This window comes from Burkholderia plantarii (assembly GCF_001411805.1).
In the GTDB taxonomy this organism is placed as follows: domain Bacteria; phylum Pseudomonadota; class Gammaproteobacteria; order Burkholderiales; family Burkholderiaceae; genus Burkholderia; species Burkholderia plantarii.
On the sequence record NZ_CP007213.1, the window covers coordinates 2,116,727 to 2,132,630 of the forward strand.

Consider the following 15,904-nt stretch of genomic DNA (forward strand, 5'->3'; position numbering starts at 1 on the left):
CTCAACGCTCCCTGAGATTCTTCACGCAGCCGTGCAGCAGCGCGCGCAGCACCGGCTCGTCGGTGCTCATGTCGCCCAGCATCGACCGTTCGATCTCGTCGACGCTTTCATTGCAGCGCTTCAAAAGCGCCTTGCCCGCGGGCGTCAGAAGCAGCAGCACGATCCGGCGATTGGCCGGATCCGGCTCCCGCGTGACCCATCCGTTCGATTCCATCGTCTTGACCACTTCGTTGGCCGACTGCGGCGTGATGAACGAGCGCTCGGCCAACTGCGCGTTCGACGAACGCCCGCGGCCGTTCAGGACCGACAACGCGGTGAACTGGGGCAGCGTGAGGCCGTGGATGGCGAGCGCCTCGGTGAGGCGCCGCGACACGATCCGGTCGAGCTGCCCGATCAGGTAGGTGAGCCGCATCGGCGCATGGACGGCGGGCGCGGCGCCGTTCGGCGCCACGATCCCGGATGCGGTGGAAGCGGCAGGCGCGGCGGCGGAGGCTGTCTTTTTCGTGGATGCCCGGGGCTTCGTGGTCATCGGTTCGCGTGGGTTCGAGGAGTGGAACAGGGTCAATCATAATCCACGCCGAACGCCGGGCCGCATGCTGCCGGCCATCCGGCGCGCGGGATCGGCGAGTCGGCGCCGCGCCCCGTTCAGCCGCGCGGCCGCCAAGCGCGGCGCACGCACGCGCGTCGCGAAACGCCGCGGCCAACCGCATTCGGCATCGCCGCGCACGCGGCCGTCCGGGCCGGCGGTTCGCGCCCCCGCCCCGCGACGGGCAACCCGACGCCGCCTGCACCATGACCCCGGCCCCGTTCAGGGTTTTTACCAGCACCGCGACATTCCACTTTACATATCAGGTAGCCTGATAGTAAATTGTTTTCAGGCCGCACCTGCGGCACCATTCACGGAGAAATGCAATGAGCTATGAAGGTCGCTGGACGACGGTCAAGGTCACGGTCGAGGCGGGCATCGGCTGGGTGGTACTCAATCGCCCCGAGAAGCGCAACGCGATGAGCCCGACGCTGAACAAGGAAATGATCGACGTGCTCGAAACGCTCGAGCTCGACGACGAGGCGCGGGTGCTGGTGCTGACCGGCGAAGGCGATGCGTGGACCGCCGGGATGGACCTGAAGGAATATTTCCGCGAGGTCGACGCGGCCTCGGACGTGGTGCAGGAGCGCATCCGCCGCGACGCGAGCCGCTGGCAATGGCAGCTGCTGCGCATGTATTCGAAGCCGACCATCGCGATGGTCAACGGCTGGTGTTTCGGCGGCGGGTTCTCGCCGCTCGTCGCCTGCGATCTCGCGATCGCGGCCGACGAAGCCACCTTCGGCCTGTCCGAAATCAACTGGGGCATTCCCCCCGGCAACCTGGTGAGCAAGGCCATGGCGGACACCGTCGGCCACCGCCAGGCGCTCTACTACATCATGACCGGCGACACCTTCACCGGCACGCAGGCCGCGCAGATGGGCCTCGTCAACCAGAGCGTGCCGCGCGCGGCGTTGCGCGAGGCGACCGTCGCGCTCGCGGCCAAGCTGCTCGACAAGAACCCGGTGGTGCTGCGCAACGCGAAGCACGGCTTCAAGCGTAGCCGCGAACTGACCTGGGAGCAGAACGAGGACTACCTGTACGCCAAGCTCGATCAGGCCAACCATCGCGACAAGGAAGGCGGCCGCGAAAAGGGCCTCAAGCAGTTTCTCGACGACAAGAGCATCAAGCCGGGCCTGCAGGCCTACAAGCGCTGATCCGGTCGGCTCGACCGGGCACACGGAGGAGACAACACGATGAACGAGATCGGTCTGTTGATCGACGGTCAGGCTCGGCCGGCGTCGAACGGCGGCACCTTCGAGCGTATCAACCCGGCCACCGGCGCCGTGGCCACGCGCGCGGCCGCGGCCACGCCGGAGGACGCCGACGCGGCCGTGGCCGCCGCGGCCCGCGCGTTTCCCGGCTGGGCCGCGCTGTCGCCGACCGAGCGCCGCAAGCGGCTGCTCGCGGCGGCCGACCGGATGGACGCCCGCACCCCGGAGTTCGTCGCGACGGGCGCCGCCGAAACGGGCGCGATGGCGAACTGGTACGGCTTCAACGTGATGCTCGCCGCCAACATGCTGCGCGAGGCGGCGGCGATGACCACCCAGATCGACGGCGCGGTGATTCCGTCCGACGTGCCCGGCAGCCTGTCGATGGCGGTGCGCCAGCCGTGCGGCGTGGTGCTCGGCATGGCGCCCTGGAACGCGCCGGTGATTCTCGCCACGCGCGCGCTCGCGATGCCGCTCGCCTGCGGCAATACCGTGGTACTGAAGGCATCGGAGGGCTGCCCCGGCGTGCATCGGCTGATCGGCCAGGTGCTGCACGAGGCGGGGCTCGGCGACGGCGTCGTCAACGTGCTCTCGCACGCGCCGCGCGATGCGCCCGCGATCGTCGAGCGGCTGATCGCGAATCCGCTCGTCAGGCGCGTGAACTTCACCGGCTCCACGCGCGTCGGGCGCATCGTCGCGCAGCTGTCCGCGCGCCACCTCAAGCCCGCGCTGCTCGAACTGGGCGGCAAGGCGCCGGTGCTGGTGCTCGACGACGCCGATCTCGACGCGGCGGTGGACGGCATCGCGTTCGGCGCGTTCTTCAACCAGGGGCAAATCTGCATGTCCACGGAACGCGTGATCGTCGATCGGAAGGTTGCCGACGCGCTGGTCGACAAGCTGGTGGCGAAGGCGCGCACGCTGAAGGCCGGCGACCCGTCGCAGCCGGGTTCGATTCTCGGCACGCTCGAGAGCGAGGCGTCGGCGCGGCGCATCCAGGCGCTCGTCGACGACGCGCGCGCGAAGGGGGCACGGCTGCCGCTCGGCTGCGAAGTGAGCGGCGCGATCATGCAGCCCGTGATCGTCGAGAACGTCACGCGCGACATGAAGCTGTATGCGGACGAATCGTTCGGCCCGGTCGTGACGGTGCAGCGCGTGGACGGCGACGAAGAAGCGCTGCGCGTGGCCAACGACAGCGAGTACGGCCTGTCGGCGGCGCTGTTCAGCCGCGACATCGGACGGGCGATGAACCTCGCCAGGCGCATCGAATCCGGCATCTGCCACATCAACGGTCCGACCGTGCATGACGAAGCGCAGATTCCGTTCGGCGGCGTGAAGGCGAGCGGGTACGGGCGCTTTGGCAGCAAGGCGTCGATCGCGGAGTTCACCGAACTGCGCTGGATCACGGTGCAGACCACGCCGCGCCACTATCCGATCTGAAGGCGATGGCGGCGCACGCGCCGCGAGTGACCATGCCATGCCGCGTGCCCCGTCGCGATCGAATCGACGCGACGGGGCACGCGGCGGGCCAACCAGGAGACAGGCCTTGGAAACGGACCCGAGCCTTGCATTGGCGAACCCAGCCGGATACCGGCGTGTCGCCGTCAAGGCCACCTCGCCGCGCATCGAGCGGCGCGGCGAGTGCTGGTACCTGCGCGCGAGCGAGCCGCTCGGCGCTTATCCGCTGCGTTTGACGGACCGGCTCGTCAGTGGCGCGCAAGCCCACCCCGACCGGCTGCTCGTCGCGCAACGCGACGCGCAAGGTGCCTGGCGCGGCGTGACCTACGCGCAGATGCTCGAGCACGCGCGTTCGATCGGCGAGGCGCTGCTCGGCCGCGGCCTGAGCGCCGACCGGCCGCTCGCGATTCTGTCCGGCAACAGCATCGCGCACATGCAGATGGCACTCGGCGCGATGTGGGCGGGCATTCCCCATGCGCCGATCTCGCCGGCCTACTCGCTGATCTCGGGCGATTTCGGCAAGCTGCGCCACGTGTTCGACCTGCTCACGCCGGGCCTGGTGTTCGCCGACGACATCGCGGCCTACGCGGCCGGCCTCGATGCGGCCTTGCCCCGCGACGTCGAGCGGGTGAGCGCGAGCGGCGGCGCGAGCGGCGCGACGCCGTTCGCCGCGCTGCTCGACACGATGCCGCGCGAGGTCGATGCCGCGCATGCGCGGGTCGATGGCGACACGATCGCGAAATTCCTTTTCACGTCCGGCTCCACGCGTCTGCCGAAGGCCGTGCCGACCACGCACCGGATGCTGTGCGCCAATCAGCAGATGCTGCTCGAAACCTTTCCGCAGTTCGGTATCGAGCCGCCGGTGCTGGTCGACTGGCTGCCGTGGAATCACACGTTCGGCGGCAGCCATAACGTCGGCATCGTGCTGTACAACGGCGGCACGCTGTATATCGACGACGGCAAGCCGGTGGCGGGCAAGTTCGACGAGACGGTGCGCAATCTGCGCGAGATCGCGCCGACCGTATTCTTCAACGTGCCGAAGGGCTGGGAGGAGCTGACGGCCGCGCTGGAAACCGATGCGGCGCTGCGCGAGCGTTTTTTCTCGCGCGTGAAGATGTACTTCTTCGCCGGCGCGGGCCTGTCGCAGGCCGCGTGGGAGCGGCTCGAGCGCGTGACGTTCGCGCATTGCGGCGAACGCATCCGCATCATGGCGGGGCTCGGCATGACGGAGACCGCGCCCTCGTGCCTGTTCACCACCGGTCCGGTATCGGGCGCGGGCTACATCGGCCTGCCGGCGCCGGGCTGCGAGACGAAGGTCGCGCCGGTCGACGGCAAGTACGAGGTGCGTTTTCGCGGGCCGAACGTGATGGGCGGCTACTGGCGGATGGCCACGGCCACCTCGGACATGTTCGACGACGAAGGCTACTACCGCAGCGGCGACGCCGTGCGTTTCGTCGACGGCGAACGGCCGGAACTGGGTCTCGCCTTCGACGGGCGCATCGCCGAGGACTTCAAGCTTGGCTCGGGCACCTTCGTGAGCGTCGGGCCGATGCGCGCACGCATCATCTCGGAGGGCGCGCCCTACGTGCAGGATGCGGTCATCACCGGCATGAATCGCGACGAGGTGGGCGCGATGGTGTTTCCTCGTGTCGATGCCTGCCGCTCGCTCGCGGGGCTGGGCCAGGACGCGAGCGTCGCGGACGTGCTGGACGCGCCGGCGGTGCGGGACTTCTTCGCGGCGCTGCTCGGCAAACTCAATCGGCACGCCACCGGCGGCGCGACGTTCATCGCCAGGCTGCGGCTGCTGTCGGTGCCGCCTTCCCTCGATCTCGGCGAGGTGACCGACAAAGGCTCGATCAACCAGCGCGCGGTGCTTCGACATCGCGCGGCGCTGGTCGACGCCATGCACGACGGCGACGACCCGGATGTCATTCACGCGCGCGAGCGCCTCGGCCAGGCCGGGAAGCGATGACGGCAAGGCGGCGCGCGCCACCGGTCCGGCGCGCACCGCACATCGACGATCCGCTCTGTCGATGTGCCCGCTACGGGAAGCAACGCTTTCCCCGTGCCCGGCGGCCAATCGACCGGCCATTGGCCGCGAGCCAACGCCGGGGTGCCGCCCGCGTCGCCGCGTCCGGCGGTCGAGCCTTCGGCCGGGCTTAACGGCCGGTTTATCGAGCGTTAAGCACAACCCACCGATCCGCTCTTATAGTGGGTGGCTGGAATGGGCGAGATCGGCGGCCCGCCGCGTGTACCGCATCGTCAGGAGCGAGAGAGATGAATCTGGAGTCGTTGAATACCCCCGCCGCGCTGGTCGATGTCGCGCGCATGAACCGCAACATCGAACGGATGCAGCAGCACATGAATGCGCTCGGCGTGAATTTCCGGCCGCACATCAAGACCACCAAGTGCGCGCCGATCGTCATGGCGCAACTCGAGGCCGGCGCGCGAGGCATCACGGTGTCCACGCTCAAGGAAGCCGAGCAGTGCTTCGCGCTCGGCATTCGCGACATCGTCTACGCGGTCGGCATCGCGCCTGCGAAGCTCGCGCGGGCGCTGGCCTTGCGCCGGCAAGGCTGCGACCTGAAGATCGTCGCCGACAGCGTCGCCTGCGCCGAAACCATCGTCGCGTTCGGCCGCCGGCACGACGAAAGATTCGAAGTCTGGATCGAGGTCGACGTCGACGGCCATCGCTCGGGCCTCGATCCCGACGACGATGCGCTGCTCGCGGTCGCGACGGTGCTCGTGAGCGGCGGCATGCAGCTGGGCGGCGTGATGGCGCATGCCGGCTCCAGCTACGACTACGACACCCACGACGCCCTCGTTCGCCTGGCCGAGCAGGAGCGCTCGCGCAGCGTGCGCGCCGCCGAGCGCATCCGGTCGGCCGGCATGCCGTGCGACGTGGTCAGCATCGGCTCGACGCCGACCGCGCTGGCCGCCGAGCGGCTGGACGGCGTGACGGAAGTGCGCGCGGGCGTGTACGTGCTGTTCGATCTCGTCATGCACAACGTGGGCGTGAACCCGATGTCCGAGATCGCCTTGAGCGTCCTGACCACGGTGATCGGCCACCAGCGCGAGAAAGGCTGGGCCATCGTCGATGCCGGGTGGATGGCGATGAGCCGGGACCGCGGCACCCAGCGCCAGAAACGCGACTTCGGATACGGGCTGGTTTGCCTCGAGAACGGCGAGGTGCCGGGCGACTACCTGATGAGCGGCGCGAACCAGGAGCACGGTATCGTGTCGCGCTCCGGCGCGCCGGATCACGAAATCGAGCAGCGCTTCCCGATCGGCACGCGTCTGCGCATCCTGCCCAACCACGCATGTGCCACCGGCGCGCAGCATCCCGCCTACCAGGCCATCAAGCCGGACGGAAGCGTCGAGACCTGGCCGCGGTTCCATGGCTGGTGATCGCGGGCCGTCCGCCCCGCTGCCCGCCGACGCGCCGCCCGGCGCCGCTCCGGTGCGCGGCTGCGCCGGCTTCGTCGCCGGCGATCGCGCCCGGCGGCATGCGCTTCGCCGCGGAACACGGCAGCGTTGCGTCGCTCGCCATGGACGAGACGCCGTGCGTGCCCGAGCGGACGCGGACCGGAACGAAAAAGCCGCGAGCGCGCGGCCGGGTTCCACCTCACCCGGGCTGTCGCGGCGGCTGCGCGAGATCGGTCATGCCGCCTCCCCGCCACATCGCGCCTTCACCCACCCTGCCTGCCGGCGCCGACGCGGGCATCATCGGCGGCGGGATCATCGGCGTGGTCACCGCTGATTGCCTGCCCCGGCGCTGGCACCCGGCCGGGCCGGCGAAGGCCGCCCCCGCCGTGACGGTGCCGTTTGCGCCGGCCAACCCGCGCGCGCACGGCATCCATCCCGGAAAAAATATTTTGCCGTGTCTACCATGGGGGAGTGAACCGTCGATGGGGGGGAAATGCTGCAACTCGAAGACATGCAACTGCTGCGTGCGCTGGGTGCCTCGCCATCGCTCGCGGCCGCCGCCCGGCTGCTGGACCTGACGCCGCCCGCCGTCACGGTCCGGCTTCAGCGCATCGAGGAACGGGTGGGCGTCAACCTCGCGACGCGCGCGGCGCGGGGCATTTCCCTGACCGACGAGGGGCAGCGCCTGATCCAGGAAGCCATCGACATCCTCGATCGGATCGAGTCCATTCCGTCCCGCCTCGCCGGAGAGGCGAACGGCGTCGGCGGCCGCCTGCGCGTGGTGGCGCCGTTCGGGTTCGGGCGCGAATACGTGGCGCCGCTGATCCGCGGCCTGCACCGGTCGCATCCCCGGCTCGCGGTCTCGCTCGTCCTGGTGGAAAGTCCGCTGGCGGCGGCATCGGGTGCCGACGTCGTCATTTCCATCGGTCCTGTCAAGGGCTCCTCGTGGATCGGACATTTCCTGGCGCCGAACGAGCGCTTCCTCTGCGCCGGTCCCGCCCTGGCACGCAGCCTGTCCGGACTCGGGCATCCATCCGAACTCAACCGCTACCCGTACCTCGCGTTGCGGGAGAACGACGAGGAAGTCACCCGGCTGCGCTTCACGCAGCACGACGCCGCGGGCAAGCGCCTCGGCAAGGCCGTGACGGTGAGGTTGAACAGCGTCCTGTCGTCGAACGACGGCACCGTGGTGCGGGACTGGGCGGCGGACGGGCTCGGCGTCGTGGCCCGATCCGAATGGGACTGCGCGCGGCTGCTCGCCGAGGGCAGGCTCGCGCGCGTCCTGCCGGCATGGCGGCTCGAGCCGGCACCGGTGATCGCGCTGGTGCCCACGCGCCAGGGCCTGACGATTCGCCAGCGGGTGTTCCTGGACGCGGCGAAGCGTGCCTTCGATCCCGTACCATGGCGGACTTGACCCGGCCCGCCACCCCACCGCGATGAACGCCGCCGCGCGGCCCGCCCGATACACGCGTCGGGCGCCGCAAGCGACCGCGCCGGCACCGCCTTCGATATCGCGGGCACGGGCGCGGCAGCCACGGCCACGCCTGCGCCCCCCGCCAACCGCGCACCGGCTGGTCCGGCCGCATGCGGCCCTTCATCCGTAACCGGAGTCCGACATGTCCCGCTTCATTTTGATGTTGACCGAGAACGACGCCACCGTCAGCGATGCCCTTGCCGTCTACGACGGCCTGCGCGACAGCCCGGTGCGATTCGTCGGCTTCAAGGACGTCGGCCTGCCGGTGGCGACGCTGAAGCAGTTGGCCCGGCGCATCCGTGCCGATGGCCGCGAAGTCATGCTGGAAGTGGTCGCCACGAGCCGCGAGGCGGAGCTGGCATCGATCGGCGCGGCGCTCGAGATCGGCGTGGACTACCTGCTCGGCGGCCGCCATGTCGAGGACGCGCTGCCGCTGCTGCGCGGCACGTCGATCCGGTATTTTCCGTTCGCCGGGCATACCGTCGGCCATCCGACCGTGCTGGCGGGAACCATCGACGAGATCGTCGACGACGCGCGCCGGCTCGCCTCGCTACCCGGCGTGCATGGCCTCGACCTGCTGGCCTATCGGCTTGCCGGCGGCGGCGAGCCCGCCGAGCTGGCGCGGCGCGTCGTCGAAGCGGTCGGGCTGCCGGTGATCGCGGCCGGCAGCATCGACGGGCCGGCGCGCGTGATGGCGATACGCGACGCCGCCGCGTGGGGCTTCACCGTCGGCAGCGCGCTGTTCCAGCATGCCTTCGGCGCCCGGCCGCTGGCCGCGCAGATCGACGCGATCCTCGGCATCGACGGCGTGACGGCGTGATGCGCCCGCCCCGGCGCTCCACCGCGCCGCGCGGCCGTCACCGCGCGCGGCGTGGCCGGCCTGTCGCGCCGGCCCGGCGCATCAGGGCGCGTGCCGGTAGTAATGCCGCGCCAGCGCGACCCAATACCGGACGCCGGCCGGGATGATGGCGTCGTTGAAGTCGTATTCCGGATGATGCAGCGCCGCCGCGGCCGCGCCGTCCGGCGCATTGCCGATCAGCACGTAGGCGCCCGGCCGCGCCTCCAGCATGAAGCCGAAGTCTTCGGACGTCATGTTAGGCGGCACGTCGCGGTGCAGGCGTTCGTCGCCGAACGTGTCGCGGATCACTGCTTCGCACAACGCCGTCTCGGCCGGCGTGTTGACCGTCGCCGGGTAGTACTGGAAGAACTCCACGTCGGCCTGCGCGCCCTGGGCCGCGGCCAGCCCCTCGCAGGCCATCCGGATGTCGCGCTGCAGCTTCTGCTGCAGTTCGGACGACAGGGTGCGAATCGTGCCGCGCAGCTCGGCCGTGTCCGGAATGACGTTGTCCGTCGTGCCCGCATGGAACATGCAGACGGAAATGACGGCGGGATCGACGGGGTCCTTGTGCCGCGCGGCGATGGTCTGACACTGCAGCACCATCAGGCAGGCGGGCGGCACGGGATCGATGCCCAGATGCGGCTGCGCCGCGTGCGCACCCTTGCCCCGTACCGTGATCCTGAAGCGCGAGCCCGCGGCCATGATCGGCCCGGTGCGCAGCCCGAACCGCCCGGCCGGCAAGCCGGGCCAGTTGTGCATGCCGAACACCGCTTCGGTGGGATATTGCTCGAACAGCCCGTCGTCGATCATCTTGCGCGCGCCCGCGCCGCCCTCCTCGCCGGGCTGGAACACGAAATGCACGCTGCCCGGCAGCCGCGGCAGCGACTTCAGCACGCGCGCGGCGCCGAGCAACATCACCGTATGGCCGTCATGCCCGCACGCATGCATGACCCCCTGCGTGCACGATGCGTGCGCGAAGTCGTTCGCTTCGTGGATCGGCAGCGCATCCAGATCGGCGCGCAGCACGATGCCGCGGCCCGGGTCGGCCCCGGCCAGGCTCGCGACGACACCGGTGCCGCCCAGCCCGCGCGACACCGAATAGCCGAGCGACTCCAGTTCGCGGGCGACGATGTCGGCGGTGCGATGCTCCTCGAACCGCAGTTCGGGATGCGCGTGCAGGTCGCGGCGCAAGCCGGCCCAGTGGGCCTGATGCGGGCTCAGCGACGCGTCGGAAATGACGGCGTGTTCCAATTTCGGCACCTTCGAAAAATAGACGGCATCCATTCCGTGCTGCCGGCGCGGCGGCGCGGCCGCGTCGGTCGTGGTCGGTCGTGGTCGGTCGTGGTCGGTCGTGGTCGGTCGTGGTCGGTCGTGGTCGGTCGTGGTCGGTCGTGGTCGGTCGTGGTCGGTCAGTCGTAGTAACCCAGGACCGACTTGACCTCCATGTACTCCTCCATGCCCTCGATCCCGTACTCGCGGCCGTTGCCCGACTGCTTGTAGCCGCCGAACGGCGCCTGCGGGTCCCATGCCGGATAGTTCAGATGCACCTGCCCCGACCGGATGCGCGCGGCCACCGCGCGCACGCGCGCCATGTCGGTGCCCTGCACGTGCGCGCCGAGCCCGTACACCGTGTCGTTGGCGATCGCGACCGCTTCGTCCACGGTATCGTAAGGCAGGATCGCGAGCACCGGACCGAAGATCTCCTGCTGCGCGATCGTCATGTCCGCGCGCACGTCGGAGAAAATCGTCGGCCGCACGTAAAACCCCTTGTCGAGGCCCGCCGGGCGCCCCGGCCCGCCGGCGATCAGCTTCGCGCGTTCGTCGCAGCCGGCGTCGATCATCTGCGCGACCCGCCCGAACTGCGCGCGATTGGCGAGCGGCCCGTGCGTGGTCGCCTCGGCGAACGGATCGCCGACGACGAACGCCCGCGCCGCCGCGACGGCGCGCGCCTCGACCGCGCCGAGCAGGTTGCGCGGCACGATCATGCGGGTCGGCGCGCTGCACGACTGCCCCATGTTGCGGAACGCGGCCGCCACGCCCGGCGCGACGGCCCGCTCCAGGTCCGCATCGGGCAGCACGAGGTTCGGCGACTTGCCGCCCAGCTCCTGCGCCACGCGCTTGACGGTGGGCGCAGCCGCCTGCGCCACCAGCACGCCCGCGCGCGTCGATCCGGTGATCGACACCATGTCGATCTGCGGGTGCGCCGATAGCGCGGCGCCCACCTCCGCACCGCTGCCGCTCACCAGGTTGAATACGCCGGCGGGCACGCCCGCGTCGGCGATCACTTCCGCGAACAGCAGCGCGCTGAGCGGCGACAGCTCGCTCGGCTTGAGCACCATCGTGCAGCCGGCGGCCAGCGCCGGCCCGACCTTCGCCGTGATCTGGTAGATCGGCCAGTTCCACGGCGTGATCAGCGCGCACACGCCGATCGGCTCGCGCACGATCGCGGTGGTGCCGCGCCGCGCGACGAACGGGTAATGCGCGAGGTTGTCGCGCGCGACGCGAACATGCTCGGCCGCGAGCGGCACGTGCGCGCCGCGCGCGTAGCTGATCGGCGCGCCCATTTCCATCGCCAGCGCGGTGGCGAACAGCTCCGCGCGCTCGAGGATCAACGCATGGACGCGGTCGAGCACCGCCGCGCGCGCCAGCGGCGGCGTGGCCGACCACGGCTCGAAGGCGCGGCGCGCGGCACGCACCGCGCGCTCGACGTCGAGCGCGCCGCCGAGCGGAATCTCGCACAGCGTCGCTTCGGTGGACGGGCACACGACGGCGAACCGGTCGCCGCCCTCGGGCAGGACCCAGGCGCCGTCGATGAAGAAGCGATCCAGCCTGCCGGCTTGCCGCAGGCGAGCAACGGGGGAGTTCATTGCAGGGTGTCCTTGAGTCGGTACCAGGCGCCAACGAGCGGCAGGAACCAGGGCTTGCCGAAGTGCCCGGGAATCGCCGGCCAGTCGAAATCCCTCCACGGGTTGAGATCGGCGCGCCCGTCCATGATCTCCGCCATCAGCGTGCCCATCAGCGTGGCCATGTGCGTGCCGTGGCCGCTGTAGCCCATCGAGTAATACACGCCGTCGCGCTCGCCCGCGCGCGGCAGCCGGTTGGCCGTCATGTCCACCATGCCGCCCCAGCAATAGTCGACGCGCACGTCGGCCATCTCCGGAAACACGGCGACCATCTGCCGCCGCAGGATCAGGCCGCTCTTCTCGTCCGAACGCGGGTTCGAGGTGGCGAATCGCGCCCGCCCGCCGAACAGCATGCGGTTGTCCGGCGTGGCGCGAAAGAAATTGACGAATTGCTTGGTGTCGGTGACCATCCGGCGCGTCGGCAGCAGGCGGTCGAGCCGTTCGCGCGACAGCGGCTCGGTGACGATGATGAACGCGCCGACCGGCACGATCCTGCGGCGAATCCAGCCGAACGGGCCGACCTGCGAAATGCCGCTGGCAAGCAGCACCTGGGGGGCGCGGATCTCGCCGAGCGGCGTGTGCGCCACGTAGGTGCCGTCGGTCTGCCGCTTCAGGCCGAGCACCGGCGCATGCTCGAGGATCTGCGCGCCGCGGGCCTGCGCGGCGCGCGCCAGACCGCGCACATAGCGGCCCACGTGCATCCCCGCGCTCTTGCCGAACAGCAGCCCGCCGTGATAGCGGTCCGAGCCGATCTCGTCGCGCAGCGCCGCCTTCGTCACCAGCCGCGTGTCGGGGTCCACGCTCGCCGCGAGCAGCGCCTGGCTGCGCGCGAGCTTGTCATAGTGCTCGGGCTTCGCGGCGAGCTTGAGCTTGCCGCTGCGCGCGAAGTCGCAATCGATCGACTCCTCCCTGACCAGCCGCTCGACCGTGTCGACGCCCGCATCGAACGCGAGATAGAGCCGGTTGGCCAGTTCGGGACCGATGCGCCGCGAGAGCGACGCGTAGTCCTGCGCGAAGCCGTTGTTGCACATGCCGCCGTTGCGCCCCGACGCCGCCTGCCCGACGGTGCCCGCCTCGCAGACGGTCACGCGCGCGCCTTTTTTGGCCAGCGCCAGGGCGGCCGCCGAGCCGGTGATTCCGCCGCCCACCACGATCACGTCGCAGTGACGGTCACGCAGCCCGGTCGAGCCGCTCGCGAATGGCGCCGACGTATCGAGCCAATAGGAACTGAAACGCATCAGATACTCCAAAGCTGTCACATCCGGCTGCCGGCGCGGCCGCGAGGCCGATGCACGGCGGCCGCCCCCGTCGGCCGCGCCGGCGCGGGGCGGATCGATCCGCCTCGGCCGGGCCGCCCCGCCGCCGCGCGATGGTCGAGCGCCGGGCAGGCTAGAAATCGGCGACCTTGCCCCACGCCGCGTCGTTGAACCGGCCGGGCCGGTACGGCACCGGGTCGACCAGCGGTGGCGCGCCCGTGGCGAGATCGGCGATCAGGTGGCCGGCGCCGGGGCCGATCCCGAAGCCGTGGCCCGAAAAGCCGGCCGCCAGGATCAGCCCCGGCACGCCCGGCACCTCGCCGATGCCCGGCACGCCGTCCGGCGTGCTGTCCACGAAGCCCGCCCAGGCGTGCGTGATCTTCGCGTCGCGCAGTTCGGGCAGCAGTTCGGCCGCGCGGCGGTAGGTCTCCCTGACGGTCGGCATGTCGGGCTTCGGGTCCAGGATGCGGACCGCCTCCATCGGCGTCGGCGCGTCGAGCCGCCAGCGCTTCAGCGTCTCGTGGCCGCCGCGCACCCCCTCGAGGCCGCCCGGCAGCAGATTGCGCCAGCGCTTCGCGAACATCGGCACGAATTGCGGCGCGAAGCGCAGGAACTGCGGCGTCGGGTCCACGCGCGCGCGGCCGCTGATCGCCAGGGCGTAGCGTCCGTCGCTGCGGCGCGTCACCGACACGCCCGACGTGTACATCGCATCGGGCAGCGGACGCGCGACCGGCGCCACGCTCAGGATCGACTGGCGGATCGAGGCCTGCGGAAAGCGGATGCCGAGCTGGCGGCAGAACGACGACGCCCAGGCGCCGCCGGCCAGCACCACCGTCCTGGTCTTGATGACGCCGGCTTCCGTCACGACGCCGGCCACCCGCCCGCCCTCGAGTTCGATGCCGCGCGCCGCGCAGAACTGGTGGACGCTGCCGCCCAGCTTCATCAGCGCGGCGGCCACGGCCGGCGCGGCCTTGCCGGGGTCGGCCGTGCCGTCGCTCGGCGAGAACACGCCGCCCTTCCAGGGCCGCCCGGTGGCGTGCCCACGCTCGGTGGCCTGCTTGCCGTCGAGCATGCAGGTCGTCACGCCAGCGGTTTTCGCGAATTCGCCCCAGCTGGCCCAGCGCGACAGCTCGGCGTCGTCATTGCTCAGATACAACAGCCCGCAGCGGCGAAAGCCGGTGTCCTCCCCGGTGTCGGCGGCGAAGCGCTCCCACAGATCGATGCTCTTGCTCGCCATCGGCAATTCGCGCTCGTCGCGGTTCTGCTGGCGGCACCAGCCCCAGTTGCGGCCCGACTGCTCGGCGCCGATTCGTCCTTTCTCGACGAGCGCGACCGATACCCCGCGCCGGGCGAGGTAGTAGGCGGTGAACACGCCGATGATGCCGCCGCCGATCACGACGACGTCGGCCGAGGCCGGCGGCGTGGCCGGGGTTTCAATATGGCGAAGTGGTGGCGACATGTTCAGTCTCGCGCGGTGGATGCATCGACGTTCTGCACGACGTAAAACTTGGACACGGGTTCGCTGCTTTCCCAGCCGACCGGCGTGCCGCGCGGCAGGAACAGCGCGTCGCCGGCCCCCAGCGACAGCACGCTGCCGTCGGGCGCGGCGAACCGTACACCGCCCGCCAGCAGGAACATGAACTCGTTCACGCGATGGGGGCGCACGATCCGGTGATAGGGCGTGGAATCCCACGTGCCCGCGCAGTACGCGGCGCCGTCGTCGTCGAACACGTTGTCGCTACGGCACTGCGGCGCCGGGCCGAGCAGCACGTCTGCCGGCAGCGTCGCCGAGGGCTTGAAATCGGCATCCGCGTGGAGCGCGACGACGCCGCGCCTGGTCGGTGTCGCGCAGGCGGCCGCGCAGAACACCAGCCGCGCCGGGGACCGCGCGGCGAGGCGAAGCGCGGTGCCGCCGCCGATCACGGCGCCTTCACGCGGGCCGAGCACCCGGGGCGCCGCCCCGGCCGGTGTGAGCGTCAGCTCGCCCTCGACGACCACGATCGTCTCGACGTGCGGAAAGCTCGGCACCTCGATCTCGCCGGCGAAGGTCAGGCGCCCGGCGGCCATCGCGCCGGGCCCTTCCCACGCGATCTCCCGATGTTGCGCGAACGGGTCGTGCGCGCCGAACGCCCGCCGGCGAAACGCGGTGGAAGGGGCCGTGCCGTCGGCACGATGCAACACGAACGCTGCGGTCATCTCTGCTCCTGTGCGGTGCGCGGCGGCTTCGCTGAAGGCCGCCGCGCGATATCGTCAAATCGTCGTTGACCGGCCCACGGCCGGAAATCCCCGGGCGGCCCTGCCGCCCATGCCCTTGCTTACGCCGCGTGGCAGGCCGCTTCGCGGCGCCCGGCGGGCGGGCGCGCCGGTGGCCTGCGCGCTGCCGCGCCGCCCGCCCGGGCCACCACGTAATCGCGCGGCGTGATCCCGAGCTCGCGCCGGAAATGCCGGCACAGATGGCTCTGGTCGAAGAAGCCGACATCGGTCGCGACCACCGACGGCGCGAGCCCGGCACGCAGCAGGTCCTGCGCGCGCCGTACCCGCACGAGGCACAGATACCGGTGCGGCGACAGCCCGGTTTCGCTGCGAAAGCGCGCGGTGAAGCGCGACACGCTCAGGCCGGCCACCGCCGCGAGCGTGTCGAGGCTCAGCGGCTGCGCGAACGAGGCTTCGATGGTGCGCAGCACGTCGCCGATCGGCGACGAGACGGGCCGCGCGACGCGAGGCTGGCCACCGGATTGCACTGTCATGTCGAATTCTC

At 70.8% G+C, this 15,904-nt stretch carries 13 protein-coding genes; 6 read left to right on the top strand and 7 right to left on the bottom strand.

The annotated features are described in order from the left end of the window. Position 1 precedes the first annotated feature (1 nt). Positions 2 to 529, bottom strand: a complete 528-nt coding sequence (locus tag bpln_RS26110) for a MarR family winged helix-turn-helix transcriptional regulator (RefSeq protein WP_055140445.1) — start codon at positions 527 to 529, stop codon at positions 2 to 4. A gap of 383 nt (positions 530 to 912) precedes the next feature. On the opposite strand from bpln_RS26110, the gene bpln_RS26115 reads away from it, so the two are divergent. From bpln_RS26115 to bpln_RS26140, 6 genes are all read left to right on the top strand, one after another. Continuing rightward, on the top strand, positions 913 to 1,740 hold the full coding sequence (locus bpln_RS26115) for a p-hydroxycinnamoyl CoA hydratase/lyase (RefSeq protein ID WP_055140446.1): 828 nt from the start codon (positions 913 to 915) through the stop codon (positions 1,738 to 1,740). A gap of 39 nt (positions 1,741 to 1,779) precedes the next feature. Further along, complete coding sequence (locus bpln_RS26120) at positions 1,780 to 3,231, top strand: aldehyde dehydrogenase (protein WP_055140447.1); 1,452 nt, start codon at positions 1,780 to 1,782, stop codon at positions 3,229 to 3,231. 106 nt (positions 3,232 to 3,337) lie between these two features. Next, positions 3,338 to 5,221, top strand: coding sequence for a feruloyl-CoA synthase (locus tag bpln_RS26125; RefSeq protein ID WP_055140448.1), 1,884 nt, complete (start codon positions 3,338 to 3,340; stop codon positions 5,219 to 5,221). A 305-nt stretch (positions 5,222 to 5,526) separates the two neighbouring features. After that, positions 5,527 to 6,657 (top strand): DSD1 family PLP-dependent enzyme, encoded by a 1,131-nt coding sequence (locus tag bpln_RS26130; RefSeq protein ID WP_055140449.1) that lies wholly within the window; start codon positions 5,527 to 5,529, stop codon positions 6,655 to 6,657. A 511-nt stretch (positions 6,658 to 7,168) separates the two neighbouring features. After that, positions 7,169 to 8,089, top strand: coding sequence for a LysR substrate-binding domain-containing protein (locus bpln_RS26135; RefSeq protein WP_055140450.1), 921 nt, complete (start codon positions 7,169 to 7,171; stop codon positions 8,087 to 8,089). Positions 8,090 to 8,291: 202 nt separating this feature from the next. Continuing rightward, positions 8,292 to 8,969 (top strand): beta/alpha barrel domain-containing protein, encoded by a 678-nt coding sequence (locus tag bpln_RS26140; RefSeq protein ID WP_055140451.1) that lies wholly within the window; start codon positions 8,292 to 8,294, stop codon positions 8,967 to 8,969. 81 nt (positions 8,970 to 9,050) lie between these two features. Here the strand turns inward: bpln_RS26140 and bpln_RS26145 are convergent, their stop codons facing one another. The 6 genes from bpln_RS26145 to bpln_RS26170 form a co-directional block, all read right to left on the bottom strand. Further along, a complete protein-coding gene (locus bpln_RS26145) occupies positions 9,051 to 10,238 on the bottom strand; it encodes a M20 aminoacylase family protein (protein WP_042629462.1) in 1,188 nt (395 codons plus the stop codon). A gap of 158 nt (positions 10,239 to 10,396) precedes the next feature. After that, positions 10,397 to 11,854, bottom strand: coding sequence for an aldehyde dehydrogenase family protein (locus bpln_RS26150; protein ID WP_042628084.1), 1,458 nt, complete (start codon positions 11,852 to 11,854; stop codon positions 10,397 to 10,399). Further along, positions 11,851 to 13,128: an NAD(P)/FAD-dependent oxidoreductase gene (locus bpln_RS26155; RefSeq protein WP_055141229.1), complete on the bottom strand. Its 1,278-nt coding sequence runs from the start codon at positions 13,126 to 13,128 to the stop codon at positions 11,851 to 11,853. The genes bpln_RS26150 and bpln_RS26155 overlap by 4 nt, the downstream gene beginning before the upstream one ends. Positions 13,129 to 13,279: 151 nt before the next feature. Beyond that, positions 13,280 to 14,605, bottom strand: a complete 1,326-nt coding sequence (locus bpln_RS26160; protein ID WP_042628086.1) for an NAD(P)/FAD-dependent oxidoreductase — start codon at positions 14,603 to 14,605, stop codon at positions 13,280 to 13,282. Positions 14,606 to 14,607: 2 nt separating this feature from the next. After that, positions 14,608 to 15,342: a cupin domain-containing protein gene (locus bpln_RS26165; RefSeq protein WP_055140452.1), complete on the bottom strand. Its 735-nt coding sequence runs from the start codon at positions 15,340 to 15,342 to the stop codon at positions 14,608 to 14,610. A gap of 119 nt (positions 15,343 to 15,461) precedes the next feature. Further along, positions 15,462 to 15,893: a helix-turn-helix domain-containing protein gene (locus tag bpln_RS26170; protein ID WP_055140453.1), complete on the bottom strand. Its 432-nt coding sequence runs from the start codon at positions 15,891 to 15,893 to the stop codon at positions 15,462 to 15,464. Positions 15,894 to 15,904 lie beyond the last annotated feature (11 nt).